The organism is Nitratiruptor sp. SB155-2, from assembly GCF_000010325.1.
In the GTDB taxonomy this organism is placed as follows: Bacteria; Campylobacterota; Campylobacteria; order Campylobacterales; family Nitratiruptoraceae; genus Nitratiruptor.
In genome coordinates this window covers 1517564-1534208 of sequence record NC_009662.1, presented here as the reverse complement: position 1 = coordinate 1534208, position 16645 = coordinate 1517564, and the positions used below count along the sequence as shown (strand labels likewise).

25 protein-coding genes are annotated in these 16645 nt (G+C 41.1%); 23 read left to right on the top strand and 2 right to left on the bottom strand.

The window, feature by feature from the left end; translation table 11 throughout:
- The first annotated feature begins 6 nt into the window (after positions 1 to 6).
- The 18 genes from NIS_RS10085 (at position 7) to rplS (ending at position 11653) form a co-directional block, all read left to right on the top strand.
- Positions 7 to 489, top strand: a complete 483-nt coding sequence (locus NIS_RS10085) for an ankyrin repeat domain-containing protein (RefSeq protein ID WP_012082887.1) — start codon at positions 7 to 9, stop codon at positions 487 to 489.
- Positions 476 to 1747 carry a peptidase U32 family protein gene (locus NIS_RS08085; protein WP_041354064.1) on the top strand — a complete coding sequence of 424 codons (1272 nt, stop codon included), beginning with the start codon at positions 476 to 478 and terminating at the stop codon, positions 1745 to 1747. Before NIS_RS10085 ends, NIS_RS08085 begins: the two co-directional genes overlap by 14 nt.
- Complete coding sequence (locus NIS_RS08080; protein WP_012082885.1) at positions 1737 to 2000, top strand: hypothetical protein; 264 nt, start codon at positions 1737 to 1739, stop codon at positions 1998 to 2000. Before NIS_RS08085 ends, NIS_RS08080 begins: the two co-directional genes overlap by 11 nt.
- Before the next feature lie 9 nt (positions 2001 to 2009).
- Complete coding sequence (gene purE, locus NIS_RS08075) at positions 2010 to 2519, top strand: 5-(carboxyamino)imidazole ribonucleotide mutase (RefSeq protein WP_012082884.1); 510 nt, start codon at positions 2010 to 2012, stop codon at positions 2517 to 2519.
- Positions 2503 to 3369 carry a damage-control phosphatase ARMT1 family protein gene (locus tag NIS_RS08070; RefSeq protein WP_012082883.1) on the top strand — a complete coding sequence of 289 codons (867 nt, stop codon included), beginning with the start codon at positions 2503 to 2505 and terminating at the stop codon, positions 3367 to 3369. Before purE ends, NIS_RS08070 begins: the two co-directional genes overlap by 17 nt.
- Before the next feature lie 11 nt (positions 3370 to 3380).
- Entirely contained in the window at positions 3381 to 3632 is a 252-nt protein-coding gene (locus NIS_RS08065) for a glutaredoxin family protein (RefSeq protein WP_012082882.1), read from the top strand.
- A complete protein-coding gene (gene glyQ / locus NIS_RS08060; RefSeq protein WP_012082881.1) occupies positions 3629 to 4501 on the top strand; it encodes a glycine--tRNA ligase subunit alpha in 873 nt (290 codons plus the stop codon). The genes NIS_RS08065 and glyQ overlap by 4 nt, the downstream gene beginning before the upstream one ends.
- On the top strand, positions 4491 to 5207 hold the full coding sequence (locus tag NIS_RS08055; protein WP_012082880.1) for a Nif3-like dinuclear metal center hexameric protein: 717 nt from the start codon (positions 4491 to 4493) through the stop codon (positions 5205 to 5207). The genes glyQ and NIS_RS08055 overlap by 11 nt, the downstream gene beginning before the upstream one ends.
- Position 5208: 1 nt before the next feature.
- Positions 5209 to 5922 (top strand): zinc ribbon domain-containing protein, encoded by a 714-nt coding sequence (locus NIS_RS08050; protein WP_012082879.1) that lies wholly within the window; start codon positions 5209 to 5211, stop codon positions 5920 to 5922.
- 9 nt (positions 5923 to 5931) lie between these two features.
- Positions 5932 to 7095 carry a lipid IV(A) 3-deoxy-D-manno-octulosonic acid transferase gene (waaA, locus tag NIS_RS08045; protein WP_231852957.1) on the top strand — a complete coding sequence of 388 codons (1164 nt, stop codon included), beginning with the start codon at positions 5932 to 5934 and terminating at the stop codon, positions 7093 to 7095.
- Between the two features lie 22 nt (positions 7096 to 7117).
- Entirely contained in the window at positions 7118 to 7372 is a 255-nt protein-coding gene (locus tag NIS_RS08040; protein ID WP_041354337.1) for a DUF167 domain-containing protein, read from the top strand.
- Between the two features lie 33 nt (positions 7373 to 7405).
- Positions 7406 to 8134, top strand: a complete 729-nt coding sequence (locus tag NIS_RS08035; RefSeq protein WP_012082876.1) for an RluA family pseudouridine synthase — start codon at positions 7406 to 7408, stop codon at positions 8132 to 8134.
- 74 nt (positions 8135 to 8208) lie between these two features.
- Positions 8209 to 9567, top strand: coding sequence for a signal recognition particle protein (ffh, locus tag NIS_RS08030; protein WP_012082875.1), 1359 nt, complete (start codon positions 8209 to 8211; stop codon positions 9565 to 9567).
- Positions 9568 to 9637: 70 nt separating this feature from the next.
- Positions 9638 to 9865, top strand: a complete 228-nt coding sequence (gene rpsP, locus NIS_RS08025; protein WP_012082874.1) for a 30S ribosomal protein S16 — start codon at positions 9638 to 9640, stop codon at positions 9863 to 9865.
- Position 9866: 1 nt separating this feature from the next.
- Positions 9867 to 10109: a KH domain-containing protein gene (locus tag NIS_RS08020; RefSeq protein WP_012082873.1), complete on the top strand. Its 243-nt coding sequence runs from the start codon at positions 9867 to 9869 to the stop codon at positions 10107 to 10109.
- Positions 10110 to 10111: 2 nt separating this feature from the next.
- Complete coding sequence (gene rimM / locus NIS_RS08015) at positions 10112 to 10633, top strand: ribosome maturation factor RimM (protein ID WP_012082872.1); 522 nt, start codon at positions 10112 to 10114, stop codon at positions 10631 to 10633.
- Positions 10630 to 11310, top strand: coding sequence for a tRNA (guanosine(37)-N1)-methyltransferase TrmD (gene trmD, locus NIS_RS08010; RefSeq protein WP_012082871.1), 681 nt, complete (start codon positions 10630 to 10632; stop codon positions 11308 to 11310). Before rimM ends, trmD begins: the two co-directional genes overlap by 4 nt.
- A complete protein-coding gene (gene rplS / locus NIS_RS08005; RefSeq protein ID WP_012082870.1) occupies positions 11300 to 11653 on the top strand; it encodes a 50S ribosomal protein L19 in 354 nt (117 codons plus the stop codon). The genes trmD and rplS overlap by 11 nt, the downstream gene beginning before the upstream one ends.
- Positions 11654 to 11655: 2 nt before the next feature.
- Here rplS and NIS_RS08000 read toward each other — a convergent pair whose 3' ends face one another.
- A complete protein-coding gene (locus NIS_RS08000) occupies positions 11656 to 12171 on the bottom strand; it encodes a phospholipase D-like domain-containing protein (protein ID WP_012082869.1) in 516 nt (171 codons plus the stop codon).
- 77 nt (positions 12172 to 12248) lie between these two features.
- On the opposite strand from NIS_RS08000, the gene NIS_RS07995 reads away from it, so the two are divergent.
- The 5 genes from NIS_RS07995 (at position 12249) to rsfS (ending at position 16090) form a co-directional block, all read left to right on the top strand.
- Positions 12249 to 13205 carry a hypothetical protein gene (locus NIS_RS07995; protein WP_012082868.1) on the top strand — a complete coding sequence of 319 codons (957 nt, stop codon included), beginning with the start codon at positions 12249 to 12251 and terminating at the stop codon, positions 13203 to 13205.
- Positions 13206 to 13207: 2 nt separating this feature from the next.
- Positions 13208 to 13831 carry a guanylate kinase gene (gmk, locus tag NIS_RS07990; protein WP_012082867.1) on the top strand — a complete coding sequence of 208 codons (624 nt, stop codon included), beginning with the start codon at positions 13208 to 13210 and terminating at the stop codon, positions 13829 to 13831.
- Between the two features lie 68 nt (positions 13832 to 13899).
- Positions 13900 to 14136 carry a twin-arginine translocase TatA/TatE family subunit gene (locus NIS_RS07985; protein ID WP_012082866.1) on the top strand — a complete coding sequence of 79 codons (237 nt, stop codon included), beginning with the start codon at positions 13900 to 13902 and terminating at the stop codon, positions 14134 to 14136.
- Between the two features lie 33 nt (positions 14137 to 14169).
- Complete coding sequence (gene argS / locus NIS_RS07980) at positions 14170 to 15753, top strand: arginine--tRNA ligase (protein WP_012082865.1); 1584 nt, start codon at positions 14170 to 14172, stop codon at positions 15751 to 15753.
- 1 nt (position 15754) lies between these two features.
- Positions 15755 to 16090: a ribosome silencing factor gene (gene rsfS / locus NIS_RS07975; RefSeq protein ID WP_012082864.1), complete on the top strand. Its 336-nt coding sequence runs from the start codon at positions 15755 to 15757 to the stop codon at positions 16088 to 16090.
- On the opposite strand, the gene nadD is transcribed toward rsfS, so the two are convergent.
- Positions 16068 to 16601: a nicotinate (nicotinamide) nucleotide adenylyltransferase gene (nadD, locus tag NIS_RS07970; RefSeq protein WP_012082863.1), complete on the bottom strand. Its 534-nt coding sequence runs from the start codon at positions 16599 to 16601 to the stop codon at positions 16068 to 16070. The genes rsfS and nadD overlap by 23 nt on opposite strands.
- Between the last annotated feature and the right edge of the window lie 44 nt (positions 16602 to 16645).

The window sequence follows — 16645 nt, the reverse complement described above, 5'->3', positions numbered from 1 at the left end:
TGGGGAATGAATATATTTGAAGCGATAAAAAAAGATAGTTTGGTAAGTGTGAAAAAAGCGCTTGAATCGATTGACGATGTCAAAAGTGTACAAAATGAAAATGGCGATAGTCTACTGCGGTTTACGATAAAACATAGTGCCAGTCTTGAGATCTTTCAAACGATCGTTCAGCATGGAGCCGATATTTATGAGATTGACGAAGAGGGTGTGGGACTCATTGACGATGCGATCAAGAAGGGAAGACTCGATATTGTCCGATTTTTGGTTGAATCGGGAATCGATCCCAACACTACAAAAAGAAAATCGGGATTTACCCCTTTGATGGCCGCAATGGCGTATGGGGATGAACCGATTGCGAGGTATCTGATCAAAGAGTGTAAAGTTGATACTGATGTGAAAGACAGTTTTGAAAAAACGGCGAGTGATTATGCGAAAATGACCGGATACAAACATCTGTTGAGATTATTGGAGGACAATGGAAAAGAGTAAAAAAGTGGAGCTTTTAAGCCCAGCTGGAAATCTCAAAAAGCTAAAAATTGCTTTTGCCTATGGAGCCGATGCAGTGTATGGAGGGGTAAGCCACTATAGCCTTCGAATCCGAAGTGGCAAAGAGTTTGATATGGAGAGTTTCAAAGAGGGGATAGAATATGCCCATAGTCTTGGCAAAAAAGTGTATGCAACGATCAACGGCTTTCCCTTTAACTCCCAAATCAAACTATTTGCCAAACATATCGAAGCGATGGCTGAGCTTGGTCCGGACGCTTTTATCGTCAGTACGCCTGGGGTGATTAAGCTGTGTAAAGAGATAGTACCGCATATTCCTTTGCATCTTTCGACTCAGGCAAATGTGATGAACTATTTGGATGCCGGGGTTTATCATGAATTAGGGGTGAGTCGTATCATCGCAGCCCGTGAGATCAGCCTCAAGGACTTAGTGGAAATAAAAAAACGAGTACCTGAATTGGAACTGGAAATCTTCGTACACGGCAGTATGTGCTTTGCCTATAGCGGCAGATGCTTAATTAGCTCAGTACAAAGTGGTCGCGTGCCAAACAGAGGAAGCTGTGCCAATGACTGCCGCTTTGAATATACTCTCTATGCTGAAAATCCAGAAACCGGAACCCTGTTTAAACTGGAAGAGGTAGAGGGTGAAGGGACCTACATTATGAATGCAAAAGATCTCAATCTTGCAAGCCACATAAAAGAGATTTTAGATAGCGGTGTCATTGACAGTTTAAAGATAGAGGGACGAACCAAGAGTGATTATTATGCAGCAATTACGACAAAAGCCTATCGCATGGCAATTGATGACTATTATAGTGGCACATTTGAACCAGATAAGTATCAAGCAGAACTTCATACCACCAAGCATCGGGGATTCACTGACGGCTACCTTGTGAGCAGACCTTATGAGAAGAGTAGTACACAAAAACTTGATTCTTCCATCAGTGAAGGCACCCACCAGGTTAAAGCGGAAGTCATGGAAGATGGTCTTCACTTTTTGACAAAAGATAAAATTTGTCAAGGGGATGTACTGGAAATCGTTGCACCTGAGGGAGCAAAATTGGAGCCATGTTCCAACGAGATAGGTTCCGTTTTTGAAAATGAGAGGAGATGGTGGTTGAAGCTCAATAAAATTGAGGCGAACAAAGAGTATGAGTGTATCCACAGTGGCAATGTCAATCCTGTGAAACTCCCTTGCCCGCTTCCGGCATATACTTTTTTAAGGAAGAAAGTTGATTCTTAAGATATGGTGGTCATGGCAGTGGCGCGTTCTTGTTTCGGTTATGCTTGCAAATGTTTTGATAGGTTTTTTGATGGGGCTTTTGGGAGGATTGCTTGCGCTTTCGCAAAAAAGTGTTATCATAGGTACCAATCTTCTTTCATTTGGCATAACAATCTATGCTTCTATCTATTTTTTAGGTTTTGTTATGCGAAAATATCGTGTCTATATACCAAATGACAACCTCGATACTTATAAAAAAGCGGCGATCAAGTAAGGAGAAAAGATGCGATTTATTTCTATTATCATGGGCAGTAAAAGCGATTATGAGGTGATGAAAGAGTGTGCGAACGTACTGGATAAGTTTGGTGTGCAGTATGAACTGATCATTTCCAGTGCTCACAGAAGCCCCCACAGAACAAAAAGTTATGTGAGTGAAGCTGAAAAAAAAGGAGCAAAAGTCTTTATCTGTGCCGCAGGTATGGCTGCGCACCTAGCAGGCGTCGTAGCATCACTGACAGTGAAACCGGTTATAGGTGTACCTATGAAAGGTGGCTTTATGGATGGAATGGATGCATTGCTTTCCACAGTGCAGATGCCGGCAGGAATGCCTGTTGCAACCGTTGCTGTAGGGAAAGCAGGTGCTGTGAATGCTGCTTATTTAGCAATGCAGATCTTAGCGATCGATGATGAAGAGCTTCGAGCGAAACTGGAAGAGGATCGACTCAGCAAAGCGAAAAAAGTGGAAGCGGATTCCAGCGAAGTAGAAGTGATCATCGATGCAACTCAAGCCTGATTGTTTGGTATGTCTTTTCAATCAGGCCCAACGGGTTACTAAAGTTTTGGAGTGTGATGAAACTTGTGCAAAAGATGTTTTGGACACAGCAGCTTTAGAAATTGCAAAATTCGATTTTACTTTGACGCCACCTGAAGCCGCTGCAATACTTTATCCGAAGATTTCTAAGCTTTTACATAAAGAGGATCTATACAAAGAGGCAAAAACGGAATCAATTCAAAAAGCCAAGAAACTCCTTCCTTTTGCAAAAGAGCAAATTCGAAAAAGCAGTGATCCATTGGATGCAGCCTTACGAGCCGCTGTTGTAGGAAATGTAATCGATTTTGCAACGCAATATGGTTTCGATTTAGAAGAAGAGATCAAAAAAATTTTTCATATACCTTTTGCGATTGATGACAAAAGAGCCTTTTCTCAAAGACTTTGTAAAGCATCTTCTTTACTTGTCATCGGGGACAATACAGCAGAGCATCTTTTTGATAAAATTATGATCGAAGTTTTTAAAGAGCATTGTTCCCATCTTGATATCTACTATTTTGTGAGAGGTAAACCTATCATCAACGATGTGACAATGGATGAAGCACTGGAAGCCGGTTTGGATAAAGTGTGTACAGTGGTGGATAGCGGCGTCGATACACCTGGTTTTTGCTTGGAGCGAGCCAGTAATGAAGCAAAAGCAATTTTTGACAATGTTGATTTGATTCTGTCCAAAGGAATGGGTAATTTTGAATGCCTGGATGGAGTGAAAGATCCAAGACTCTTTTTTCTTTTTAAGATCAAATGTGACGTAGTAGCAAAAAGGGTTGGAAAACAGGTGGGTGATCTTGTCTGTATTCAAGGAGATACGATATAAAGGAGGGATAGATGGCTGAGAAAAAGACGCAAAAACGGGTAGTACTTTTTACCAGTCCCGGATGTGTCTGGTGTACAAGAGCGAAACAGTTTTTCAAAAAACATCAGATTCGTTTCAAAGAGATCGATATCAGCAAGGATCAAAAAGCGGCGCAAGATTGCCAGCGACATGGATGTAGAGGTGTGCCAGTTGTCCTTGTTGGGAATCGATGGATTTGTGGATTTGATCAAGCAAAAATCGAAAAGGAATTGGGGCTTTCATGATAACTTTTAGCGAACTTCTTTTAAAACTGCAAGATTTTTGGGCAAAACAGGGATGTACGATTGTGCAGCCATACGATTTTCCAAGCGGTGCCGGGACTTTTCATCCAGCCACTTTTTTAAAATCACTCGACTCCAAGCCATGGGCTACCGCGTATGTAGCGCCAAGCCGCCGTCCGACAGATGGTCGCTATGGAGAAAACCCAAATAGGCTTGGAGCCTATTATCAGTTTCAGGTTCTCATAAAGCCAAGTCCAGACAACATCCAAGATCTTTATCTAAAAAGTCTTGAAGCTTTGGGATTGGATTGGCGAAAGCATGACATCCGCTTTGTGGAAGATAATTGGGAGAGTCCGACTTTGGGAGCTTGGGGACTTGGCTGGGAAGTGTGGCTCGATGGCATGGAAGTGACACAGTTTACCTATTTTCAGCAAGTTGGTGGATTTGAGTGTGATCCGGTTGCAGTAGAGATCACATACGGAACGGAGCGTCTTGCGATGTATCTGCAAGAGGTGGAGAGCGTTTTTGATATTGTCTGGAGCAAAAACGGTGGCCACATTGTTACCTATGCAGATGTCCATAAAAGAGGTGAGTTTGAGTATAGTCGCTATAACTTTGAAGTGGCCGATACGAAGATGCTTTTTGACTGGTTTGAAGATGCAAGCCGGGAGTGCAAACGTTGTTTGGAAGAAAAACTACCCCTTCCAGCATATGACTACTGTCTGTTGGCCAGCCATATTTTCAATACACTGGATGCGAGAAAAGCGATCAGTGTGACAGAGCGTCAAAATTTTATTTTGAAAGTTCGTGAACTGGCAAAAGGGTGTGCCGAAGTGTACAAAGAGAGTCTTGGAGAGCTGAGTGAGGCTTAAAGAGGTCTATAAAATCCTTGATACCATCTCTCCTTTTGAGCTTCAGGAGAAGTGGGACAATTCCGGTTTACAGGTGGGAGATTTTGATCAAACAATAGAGCATATATATCTTTGCATCGATTTGGATGAAGAACTTATCGATACACTTCCTCCCAAAAGTTTATTGATTACTCATCATCCACTGATTTTTGGCAAGCTCACATCCATCGAGTATAGTGCCTATCCTGCAAAATTGCTTGTAAGGCTCATCAAAAAAGATATCGCTTTGATATCGATGCATACCAATTTTGACAAAACCCATCTCAACAGATATGTAGCAAAACATGTCTTGCAGGTAGAGCCAAAGTGTGAAGATTTTATCTGCTATTTTGAAAAACAGGGGAGTTTCGAAGCAATTCTTTCCTGGGTGAAAGATCGATTTGGCCTTACGTGTCCAAGGTATGTGCAGGCAAAAGAGAATATAGAAAAAATAGCCCTTACCACCGGAAGTGGTGGCGGGCTACTGGATATGGTAGATGCTGATCTTTTTTTGACCGGTGATATCAAGTATCACGATGCCATGAAAGCGAAGATTTTGGGAATTAATATGATTGATATAGGTCACTTTGAGAGTGAACACTATTTTGCCCAGTGTCTGCAGGACGAATTGAAAAAAGCACAAATTAAGGCTATAATTGCGTCAATAAAAAATCCGCTAAAGGCGTAGAATGGAACAGTACATAAAGCAGCTTGTGCAGCTTTCAAAGATCGATAAGGCGATCGATGATTTCGGACCAAAAATAGAAGCGGTCAAAGCACGACTCAAACAGGTCGAAGATGAAAAGAATCAGATCGAATCTGCCATAGTTTCTATTGATGAAGAGATTAAAGAGTGTGAACTCAAAAAGAGAAAAAATGAGCTGCATCTAAAAGAACTGAGTGAAAAACTGGAAGAGCTAGAGAAAAAGAGTGCTCAGGTCAAGACAGAAAAAGAGCTCAAAGCAATTCAGCTTGAAGAGGATATCGCAAAAGAGCAGATCAACTTTGCCAATGAAGAGATAGCAAGACTTGAAAATATCTGTGAAACAAAAGAGGAGGAAAAAACCTCTTTGCAAGAGCAGTTGACAGAGGTTGAAGAACGCCTTGCAAAAGTGAAAGAAGAAGTGGATGCAGAACTTGCAGAACTGGAAAAAGAGCAGCAGGCTCTTTTTGAACAAAAAAGTGAACTCGTTTCCAAAATCCCTCAGCAGATTCTTGTTTTTTATGAAAAAATCAGACGATGGGCTGGTAATACGGCAGTAGTTCCGGTACGCAAACAGGCTTGTATGGGCTGCTTTATGAAAATAAACGACAAAACCTATGCCAGTGTTATCAAAGGCGAAGAGATTACGAGCTGTCCACACTGTGGAAGAATTCTCTATCTAGAAGAGGAAGAAGAGTAAAAAGGGCCTTTGGCTCTTTTTTGTGCAATGTTTGCTTATATCTATACGTTCATTACTATAATCCTTTATCTTCTTGCATTACTATTTTTACTTTTTTTACAATTCAAGGATAAATACTGCCACTCCATTCCGGCTCGTTTTTTTTTAAAAAACAATCCTCCTTTTTTAAAAAAAACGGTTCATTTCCATGCCTGTAGCTACGGTGAAACGAAAGCGCTGGAGCCTCTGGTACGAGAGTTTGACAAAGCAAATATCAGCGTCATTACGCAAACAGGATTTGAAGCAGCAAAGAGTTATACGAATGCAGATGTCAGGTATCTCCCTTTTGAGCCGCTACTTTGGTTTTGGCTAAGGCCCATGCCGGCACTTGTAGTGATGGAGGCAGAGCTTTGGTATCTGCTTTTTTATCTCAGTAAGAAAAGAGGTGCAGTAACATTCTTGATCAATGCCAGGATCAGTGAGCGAAGTTTTCCCAAGTACAAGCGATTTGCCTGGTTTTATAAAAAGATTTTTGAAAATATCGACTATGTGTATGCGCAAAGTGATGAAGATGCTCTACGACTCAAGCAACTTGGAGCAAAACATATTGAGATACTTGGAAACATCAAACTTTTGCAAAAACCGAAAGTGACGAAAGAGTATACCAAGCAAAAGCCAGTTGTCGTTGCGGCAAGTACGCACGATCCAGAAGAGGAGATCATAGCTACAGAATGGGTGATGCATCTCAAGGACAAAACGACACTCGTAGTTGTTCCCAGACATCCGGAGCGTTTTGAAGAGGTGGATGAGCTGCTTGAACATATCGCAAAAAGAGAGGGACTTGCATATCACAGATTCAGTGAAAATCCTTCATTGACGGGTGATATAGTACTAGTAGATACACTGGGAGAGCTTGTCAATATCTATGCAGTAAGTGATCTTGTGATACTTGGAGGCAGTTTCATAGAAGGCATCGGAGGACACAATCCACTGGAGCCTGCCTTTTTTCATAAACCTATTATTAGCGGTCCCTATTTTCACAACCACATTCAAAGTTACAGTTATGTTGATGGCATAAAAATAATTGAGCCAAACAATCTTGGAGATGCTTTAAAGCAAAACTGGGAGCCTACTGCAATAAATGCAAAGATTGATCTGAAGCCTCTTGTGGAAAGGATCAAAAGTGTGGTATAAGATAGAAGATGACCAAGTGCATATGTTTATCAAAGCACAGCCAAACGCCTCAAAAAACAAAATTGCAGGAATTTTGGGTGATTCGCTTAAAATTGCTATAAAAGCGCCAGCAGTAGAGGGAGCCGCCAATAAAGAGCTTGTGAAGTTTTTAAGTAAAACCTTTAAAGTAGCAAAGAGTGATATCGTTTTTGCAAGCGGGGAAACGAGTAAGCGAAAGCATATTGTAATGCCATATAATAAAAAAATAGACGATTTTATAAAAGAACTGACGCAATGAGTTCAACAGTACTATCTAGTATAAAGGAAATGGATGAAAGAGAAAGCCTATAAGGTCCTGGCCCAGCAACTTGGCATCTCCAACAAAAAAGCAAAAGAGCTGATCGATCGAGGTCTTGTATATGTGGGAGATAAAAAGGTTGTTATCGCAAGAGGTCTTATCGATACCGATACAAAGTTTCGTATCAAAAGAATAGAAAAACCTGAAATTTTATTTGAAGATGAGAAGATTTTGGCCATCAACAAGCCGGCCCACATCACAAGTGAAGAGATCAAAGAGGATAGCGGGTACGAGTTGCTGCATCGCCTTGATAAAGAGACGAGCGGGGTGCTTCTTCTAGTCAAAAATGAAGCTTTTCGGAAAAAAGCGATCGAAGAGTTTCGCAAAAGCAGAGTCTATAAAGAGTATGTTGCATGGGTGGAAGGCATTGTCGCTGAACCTTATGAAATTGACTATCCGATACTAACAATCAAAAAAGATGGCAAAGCAAAATCGAGACTCTCAGCTTCCAAGGGAAAACCAGCAAAAACCTATGTGGAACCATTGGAGATCCATGGCAAAAAAAGCAAAGTCAAAGCGGTTATCGAGACAGGCAGGACGCACCAGATTCGTGTGCATTTAGCAAGAACCGATCATCCCATTTTGGGAGATACACTGTATGGTGGTAAACCATGGAAAAGAATGATGCTCCATGCAAAGCGGATAAAACTTTTTGATTATGAGTTTGAAGCGCCTGAACCGAAAGATTTTGACATTCAATAACTTTTATTAAATTTAGCTAAAATTAATCTATTTTTAAGTAAAATTGCACACTCAAATAGAAAAAGGGGTTAGATTTGTTTGAAACGCTTTCGAACTCGTTTACCAGTGCCATCAAAAAGATTCGTTTCAAAGATGATGAAAAAGCACTGAAAAAAGCGCTTACCGAGCTGAAAAAGAGCCTACTGAAATCCGATGTGCACCATAAAGTCGTAAAAGAACTACTTCAAAAAGTTGAACTCGATACAAAAGCGGCTGGAATCGGGCGAGATACTTTTTTGCAAGCGCTTCAAAAAAATCTAACTGAAATCCTTACAGCTCCTGGGGCAAAACAGGGATTTGTCTATGCATCAAAACCTCCTACAGTCGTTTTGATGACTGGGCTTCAAGGAAGCGGTAAAACGACTACTTCCGGAAAACTTGCAAACTATCTCAAACTGCGAGGGAAAAAAGTTCTTTTGGTAGCTGCCGATCTACAACGGCTTGCTGCTGTGGAGCAGCTTCGACAGATAGCATCCCAGATTGAAGTGGATTTTTTTGGTGAAGATGACCAAAAAGATCCGGTTAAAGTAGTGAATGATGCTTTGAAACTGGCACGCGAAAAACTCTATGATGTAGTTATCATCGATACGGCCGGTCGTCTTGCCATCGATGAAGCATTGATGGAGGAGCTCAAAAAGGTTAAAGAAGCGGCTCATCCGGATGAAGTTTTTTATGTGGCAGACTCTTTGACCGGTCAGGATGCCGTTCGAAGTGCAGCAAAATTCAATGAAGATGTTGGTATTACCGGCGTTATTTTGACCAAGTATGATGGGGATGCAAAAGGAGGCGTAGCCCTTTCGCTTGCCCATCAAATTGGTGTGCCTTTACGATTTATCGGGACTGGTGAAAAGATGCCAGACCTAGAAGTGTTTATTCCTGAACGTATCACGAATCGATTGATGGGGGCCGGTGATATCGAATCTTTGGCAGAAAAAACGGCTGCCGTTATCGATGAGAAACAGGCCAAAAAGATCAGTAAAAAGATCGCGAAAGGGAAATTCAACTTTGAAGATTTCCTCGAGCAGTTAGAGTCTATTAAAAAGATGGGAAGTCTCAAAAGTCTTATCTCTATGATCCCAGGTATGGGAAATATGGCAAAAGCCATTAAAGATTTGGATCTTGAGAACTCAAAAGAGATCAAAAAGATCAAAGCGATGATCAACTCCATGACACCGAAAGAGCGCAAAGATCCGGATCTCATTTTGAAAAACAACTCAAGAAAAAAACGAATTGCCCAGGGAGCTGGGCTGAGTCCGCAAGAAGTGAACAAAATCTTGAAACAGTTCAACAACGCAGCGAAATTTGCCAAAAAGTTTGCTGGTAAAAAAGGAATGCAAGATATTCAAAACATGATGAAACAGATGGGTGGTGGAGGCATGCCACCAATTCGGTGATGTTTTATCCACTTTACATCACGGTGTGAAGTGGTTAAAATATACCAATCAAAAAAAGGAGAATTAGTAGATGGTAGTTATAAGACTGGCACGTTTTGGAAGAAAAAAACGACCTTTTTACAGAATCGTTGTAACAGACAGTAGAAAAAGACGAGACAGTGGCTGGATCGAAAGTATCGGTTATTACAACCCATTGACAGATCCTGTAACTGTAAAAATCGATGAAGAGCGATTGAACTACTGGCTTGGCGTAGGCGCCAAAATGAGTGAACGGGTCAAAAAACTCTCTGGAAAGTAAGATGGTACAAGATTTTATTCGGGAGTATGCCAAGCTCTTGGCAAACCATCCCGAGGATATAGAAGTAGTCGTGGATCAGGTCAATGAAACATATGCCCAGATCACGATCTATGCAAATAAAGCCGATGCCGGTAAGATTATCGGAAAAGAGGGCAAAATGATCGGTGCCATCAAAACGGTAATATCCGGCTGCAAAGCAAAAGATGGAGTAAGCTACAAAGTCAACGTTCAACCCAAGGAGTAAACGTGAAAAAACTCACGGTTGCGCGATTGGGAAGAACCGTTGGTCTCCATGGAGATATGAAACTCCATATTCTTACCGATTTTCCTGAGCAGTTTCAAAAAGGGTCCACTTTTGAGAGTGATCGAGGCTCTTTAACGATTGAATCTGTCAATCCCGCTCGAGGTACCGTGAAATTTCAAGGTATCGATTCAGTGGATGAAGCGAAAAAGTATACTAACGCCTATCTTTACAGTGATGAAGAGACGACAAAAAAGAGCTTTCCTCTTGGAGAAGATGAGTACTTTTGGTTCGATATTTTAGGATGTGACGTTTTTGAAGAGGGAAAAAGGCTAGGAAAGGTTGTCGATATTCAAAGGCTCCCTGCTGGTGATTATCTTTTGGTTGAAACGGATAAGAGTTTTGTAGATATGAAAAAAGCAAAATCCTTTTTAATTCCTTTTTTGGATATGTTTATCGAAGATGTGCATCTTGATCAAAAAAGGATCGATACCAAAGGTGCACAAGATATCCTAGAAGCTTCATGAAGATTACCTATCTTACGCTTTTCCCAAATCTAATGCGTTGCTATTTTGAAGATTCCATTTTAAAGCGGGCTTTAGAAAAAAAGCTTTTTGAAATAGAGTTTATCGATTATAGAGCATTTAGTCATAATAAACATAAAAAAGTGGATCGTTATAAAATAGGTGGTGGTGCGGGAATGCTGCTTGAGCCCAGACCCATTGCCGATGCTTTGGAATTCATTAAAAAGAAAGAGAGTTGGGTTGTCTTTACTACTCCCGTAGCCAAAAGATTTACCCAAAAAGATGCAAAGCGGCTGGCGCATAAAAAACATATTGTTTTTGTCAATGGGCGGTACGAAGGATTTGATGAGCGACTTATCGAAATCTATGCGGATGAGGTTTTTAGCATTGGTGATTTTATACTGACCGGTGGTGAGCTGGCTTCTTTGGTGATGAGTGATGCGATAGTCCGCAATATCCCTGGAGTCCTAGGCAATAGTGCATCTTTGGAAGAGGAGAGCTTTGAGGGGGATCTTTTGGAAGCGCCTTCGTTCACGAAGCCAGATGTTTTCAAAGGTAAAGCAGTCATTAAAGAGTTTTTAAAGGGAAACCATAGTAAAATTAGCGCCTTAAAATACCAGTTGGCACGTCTGAGAACGAAATACTACAGACCCGATAAAAGGATAGAGGATGAGAAATAGATATATCGAGCATTTCGAAAAAGCTCAGCTTGAGCAAAAAAGTGTACCTGAATTCAAAGCGGGTGATACAGTACGAGTAGCGGTAGAGATCAAAGAGGGCGACAAAACAAGAATCCAGAACTTTGAAGGTGTATGTATCGCGATTCGAGGAGAAGGAACAGGAAAGACATTTACCGTTCGAAAAATTGGAGCGAACAATATCGGTGTTGAGAGAATTTTCCCTCTTTACAGCGATAGTATCAAAGATATCAAGGTTGTTCGAAGAGGACGTGTTCGAAGAAGCAAACTCTACTATTTGCGAGAAAGAAAAGGAAAAGCGGCTCGAATCAAAGAGCTTCGCTAATATCAGTAGGGCTTCGCTTTGCGGAGCACTCTTTCAAACATCTTCTTCGCCTTTTTGGCCAAAGCGTAATCTTTCACAAAGTACAGCATTTCATAATTTTTGCTAAATGCAGAATAGCTCCAGTTAGCTGAACCAAATATGAGCCATTTTTGATCTATGATGGCCAACTTCATATGCATTTTCCCAAAGTAGTCTCTTTTTTTGTTATATTTTCCTTTGATCGTATAGACATCGATATTTTTATATTTTTGTAGATAGCCTATTTGCGAGTAGGGGTTGTTCGTGTTTTGCTCTTCATCCGCTATAATGAGAACATGTACACCTCTTTTTGCGGCCTTTTTGAGATGTTTTGCTATGGTTTTGTGCGTAAAGCTGTATATAGCAACGGTTATTTCATGATTGGCATGATCAATTTTTCGTAAGAGTTCTATCTTGGCCGCTTTAGCTTCGAAAGGAAGAAAATAGAGCGATTGAGCATAGAGCGATAGACCCAAAAACAGAATGATCAAAAAACGCATAACGATCCTTTGCAAAAATTAATAATATTAAAGCAAAAAGATTATAAAATTATGCAAAAGCCTGTCTGGGAGAGAGAATGAAGCTTCTACTTATCAATAACAATCCCGTCGTCAACAGAATGATGAACATCGGTGTTCCAAAAGCCGGTTACGAACTTGAAAGTATAGAAAATGTCAATGAGATTCCCAGCGGAACATATGAAGTTGTCATTATTGATGATGATCTGTATGATGAAAATCTTTTGGAACTTATCAAAGAGAAGATTGATTACAAAAAGATCGGCATTATTGCTTCCAATGCGAAAAATTTTGAAGTTCAGTTCGACTTCGTTCTACCCAAACCTTTCTTGCCGACAGATCTTGTAGAGCTGCTTCGCAAAGTCCAGCAAGAGATTATGCACACAGGCGAACAAGAGCAAGAAGTACCTCTATCCGAAGAAGAGGTTTTGGAGGCGCAAACTACTGAAGAAGAGGAGCCTGAAGAAGTATCTGTAGAGGAAGAAGCCCAAGAGGAAATACCTGCAGAAGAATCAATGCAAGGAGAGGAAGAAGTTTCTGAAATCCCGACAATACAGCCAGTTGAGCGTGAAGAGCCGTTAGTGGAAGTAGAAGAGGAGGAAGAGGAGCCCCCATTTGTAGAAGAGACAATGGAAAAAAGCGGTGTTTTGGATGAGGAAGAGGTGAAAAAAGTCAATGAACTTCTTGACCAGAATGATGAAGAACCTCTTCAAGAAGAGAGTGCTGAAGATATATTGACGAATATTGCCGAAGAACTCACGCAAGTGACCCAAGAGGAGAGTGAGCCAGAAGAAGTGGAAACACACGAAACATCCATGGAGGATACTGCATCTTATGACACCTCTTCTCATGAAGAGTTCACTACTCATGAAAAGATAGAAGAGCCAAAAAATCGGGAGGAAGAAGTCAAAGCTCTTAGCCAAAATATGGAAAAAATGTCCGTGCCTTCACTCAAGGCGCTGCTCGATGGTATGCAGCTCGATATCACAATCAAAATATCTTTTCCAAAAGAGTGAGCATGTTTCAAAAAGGTGCCTTACTTGTCATTTCAGGTCCAAGTGGAGCGGGAAAGAGTACGCTTATTAAAACGATTGTAGAGCATATTCCTGATGTCTATTTTAGCATTTCTACGACTACCCGTCCGAAACGTCCCGGTGAAGTTGATGGGAAAGATTACTATTTCGTCTCGAAAGAGGAGTTTGAAAAAGAGATAGAAGCCGGAATGTTTTTGGAATGGGCCAATGTACACGGCAACTACTACGGTACCTCTTTGCGACCTGTGAAACAGGCGGTAGAAGAGGGGAAACTTGTCCTTTTCGATATCGATGTCCAGGGATTCGATTCTATCAAAAAAAGCCAGTTTTCTTCTTTGGTGACATCGGTGTTTGTAACGACGCCGACAATGAGGGAGTTGCGTATTCGCCTGGAGACCCGAGGGACAGATGATGAAGAGACGATACAAAAACGGTTGCAAAACGCTCTCAAAGAGATGGAGTGGATGCCACAATTTGATTTTATCTTGATCAATGAAAAGTTGGAACAATCCAAAGAGCTAATTTTGGCAATTGCAAAAGCGGCTAGACTAAGACGAGATAACGAAGAGATCGAGGCTTTTATCGAGCAGTGGAGAAAAACTGATTAGCCAGGGCTTTAAACCTCATATTAAGAAAGTTTGTGTATTATTTTACATAATCTATTGAAGGAGTACGTATGGGTATGCCAAGTATGCCGGAACTTCTGATCATTTTGTTGATCGTTGTACTACTGTTTGGAGCAAAAAAGATTCCAGAACTGGCAAAAGGGTTGGGAAGCGGAATCAAAAATTTCAAAAAAGCGATGAAAGAGGATGAGGAAGAGGTTGCTACAGAGAATAAAAAAGAGATTGAAGAGAAAACCACTGCTTCCACTACAAAAACGACTGCAGATCAAGATACTACAAAAGCGTAAGAGGGAACTCCCTCTTATTCAAAGGACTTGCCATTGAAAAAAAGAGTTCAGTCAGAACTTTCAAAACTGAGTGATAAGAGTATAATCCTTGAAAAACCAAGAGATAGACAGTTTGGACACTATGCGACGCCGATCGCTTTTTCTTTAGCCAAAGAGCTTCGAAGATCCCCTATGCAAATTGCCGATGAATTGGCCAAATCCTTCGAAAGCAGTTCTATCTTTGAGAAGGTGGAGCCTATCAAAGGGTATGTCAATTTCAAACTGAGTGAATCTTTCTTGGATGAGTATGCGACATGGGCACTCAAAAACGAATCGGAATTTGGCAAAGACGAGCAGGGAGAAACTATTTTACTCGAATTTGTCAGTGCAAATCCTACGGGTCCTTTGCACATAGGTCATGCCAGAGGAGCCGTGCTTGGTGAAGCTCTTTCGAGGTTGGGAAAACATCTGGGCAATGAGATCGTCAAAGAGTACTATATCAACGATGCAGGTAACCAGATCTATCTTCTTGGGCTATCTATCTATCTTGCAGCCAAAGAGGAACTGGGCCAGGAGGTGCAGTGGCCCCAGGAGTACTACCGGGGTGATTACATCAAGGATTTGGCAAAAGAGGCAATAGAGGAGTTTGGCAAAGAGGCTTTTAGTGACGAATCCTTGATAGACAAGCTCAGCGAATGGGGCAAAGAGAAGATGATGGAACTGATCGTTTCCAATTTGGCTGCAGTCGATATCAAGTTTGACCACTTTGTCAGCGAGAAAGCGTTATATGAGAAATGGGATGAGGTTTTTGCCATACTCAAAGAGCATGATGCCGTGTATGAAAAAGATAGCAAAGTATGGCTCAAATCGAGTGAATATGGAGACGAAAAAGATAGAGTCGTCGTTCGTGAAGATGGTAGACCAACCTATCTAGCCGGAGATATCATCTACCACTATGACAAATTCAAACGGGGCTTTGATCGCTATATCAATATCTGGGGAGCGGATCATCATGGATATATCGCAAGAGTGAAAGCGGCTATAAAATTTTTGGGATTTGATCCAGACAAATTGGAAGTACTGCTGGCGCAGATGGTCTCTTTGCTCAAAGGTGGTGAACCATACAAGATGAGCAAGCGTGCCGGAAACTTTATTCTGATGAGCGAGGTAGTGGAAGAGATTGGGGCGGATGCCTTGAAATTTATGTTTTTAAGTAAAAAGGCCGATACCCATCTGGAGTTTGATGTGGATATGCTCAAAAAAGAGGATGCTTCCAATCCTGTATACTACATCAATTATGCTCACGCGAGAATCAACTCTGTTTTGGAAAAAGCCGGTAAGAGTGCAGGGGAAGTGATCGATACGCCATTGAAAGATCTCAATGAGGATGCGAAAGATCTTTTGTTCGAAGCGTTGATTTTGCCAGAAATTATCGAAGATGCCTTCGCAAAAAGAGAGCTGCAACGTCTGACCGATTACCTCAAGGCTCTTGCAGCCCAGTTTCACAGTTTTTACAACAAGCATAAAGTGATCGGTTCAGAATATGAAGACCGCTATCTCAAACTTTTTTTGGTGGTAGCTCTTTCCATACGAGTTGGATTGAGACTGCTTGGAATCGAAGCGAAAAAAAGGATGTAGCGTGGGAATCGAAAAAAGAGCAAAACGCATTAAAGAGGTGATCGAAGATAAAAAAGGGGAGAATGTCGAGATTATCGATACTTCCAAAGGAGACTATTTTGTCGATCGTGTGATTGTGGGAACATCTCTAAGCGACAGGCATACAGCGGCACTTCTGGATCACCTCAAAGAGAAACTGAAACCTGAAGGTGAGGAGTTTTTGAAGGTGCAGGAGGGGGAGGAGTGGATTGTCATCGATCTTGGCGATATCCTCATTCATCTTATGACCGATGCATATCGGCAAAAATATCGCATTGAAGATTTTTTAAAAGAGCTTATGAGCGGTAAAAACGAATAATCTCTTCTGCCACTATTGGTGGCAAATAGCGTTTTTTCGGATGAATTCTTAGTTCAGTAGAACTGATATCTTCATGGACCTCTATCATTTTATACTTTTTGGGTACTTTGTACCCTTTTCTTGTTGCGACGACGAACTGTACAAGATGGGATAGTTTTTGATATTTGTGCCATTTGTGAAGCGTCGGGAGATTGTCGCTTCCTATGATGTAATAAAGCTTTTTTGGAGCATATTTTCTGCGTAAAAACTCCACCGTCTCTATGGCATAGGTCGGTCGACCTTTTCGGACTTCATAGTCGCAAATTTTGACTCGGTTATAGGGCAAAAATATCTTTCTTAGCCATCGTAAACGAAGCGATGGAGAAGCTTGAAAAGATGTTTTGAAAGGATTGAGATAAGTTGGAACAATGATCACATAGTCTATATCCAGTTCTTCAAGGGCCCTTTTTACAATTGCTATATGACCTTTATGGGGTGGATCGAAACTCCCACCAAAAATTGCTATTTTCATTTTTTAACCTTATTCATTTAACCCAAATTATAGTTAATTTTCGT

What these genes read in the sequence shown, in the direction of transcription:
- NIS_RS10085 (WP_012082887.1), top strand. Translation starts at nt 7, where the DNA reads ATGAATATATTTGAAGCGATAAAAAAAGATAGTTTGGTAAGTGTGAAA.
- NIS_RS08085 (WP_041354064.1), top strand. Translation starts at nt 476, where the DNA reads ATGGAAAAGAGTAAAAAAGTGGAGCTTTTAAGCCCAGCTGGAAATCTC.
- purE (WP_012082884.1), top strand. Translation starts at nt 2,010, where the DNA reads ATGCGATTTATTTCTATTATCATGGGCAGTAAAAGCGATTATGAGGTG.
- NIS_RS08070 (WP_012082883.1), top strand. Translation starts at nt 2,503, where the DNA reads ATGCAACTCAAGCCTGATTGTTTGGTATGTCTTTTCAATCAGGCCCAA.
- NIS_RS08065 (WP_012082882.1), top strand. Translation starts at nt 3,381, where the DNA reads ATGGCTGAGAAAAAGACGCAAAAACGGGTAGTACTTTTTACCAGTCCC.
- glyQ (WP_012082881.1), top strand. Translation starts at nt 3,629, where the DNA reads ATGATAACTTTTAGCGAACTTCTTTTAAAACTGCAAGATTTTTGGGCA.
- NIS_RS08050 (WP_012082879.1), top strand. Translation starts at nt 5,209, where the DNA reads ATGGAACAGTACATAAAGCAGCTTGTGCAGCTTTCAAAGATCGATAAG.
- NIS_RS08040 (WP_041354337.1), top strand. Translation starts at nt 7,118, where the DNA reads ATGTTTATCAAAGCACAGCCAAACGCCTCAAAAAACAAAATTGCAGGA.
- NIS_RS08035 (WP_012082876.1), top strand. Translation starts at nt 7,406, where the DNA reads ATGAAAGAGAAAGCCTATAAGGTCCTGGCCCAGCAACTTGGCATCTCC.
- rpsP (WP_012082874.1), top strand. Translation starts at nt 9,638, where the DNA reads ATGGTAGTTATAAGACTGGCACGTTTTGGAAGAAAAAAACGACCTTTT.
- NIS_RS08020 (WP_012082873.1), top strand. Translation starts at nt 9,867, where the DNA reads ATGGTACAAGATTTTATTCGGGAGTATGCCAAGCTCTTGGCAAACCAT.
- trmD (WP_012082871.1), top strand. Translation starts at nt 10,630, where the DNA reads ATGAAGATTACCTATCTTACGCTTTTCCCAAATCTAATGCGTTGCTAT.
- rplS (WP_012082870.1), top strand. Translation starts at nt 11,300, where the DNA reads ATGAGAAATAGATATATCGAGCATTTCGAAAAAGCTCAGCTTGAGCAA.
- NIS_RS08000 (WP_012082869.1), bottom strand. Translation starts at nt 12,171, where the DNA reads ATGCGTTTTTTGATCATTCTGTTTTTGGGTCTATCGCTCTATGCTCAA.
- NIS_RS07995 (WP_012082868.1), top strand. Translation starts at nt 12,249, where the DNA reads ATGAAGCTTCTACTTATCAATAACAATCCCGTCGTCAACAGAATGATG.
- gmk (WP_012082867.1), top strand. Translation starts at nt 13,208, where the DNA reads ATGTTTCAAAAAGGTGCCTTACTTGTCATTTCAGGTCCAAGTGGAGCG.
- NIS_RS07985 (WP_012082866.1), top strand. Translation starts at nt 13,900, where the DNA reads ATGGGTATGCCAAGTATGCCGGAACTTCTGATCATTTTGTTGATCGTT.
- nadD (WP_012082863.1), bottom strand. Translation starts at nt 16,601, where the DNA reads ATGAAAATAGCAATTTTTGGTGGGAGTTTCGATCCACCCCATAAAGGT.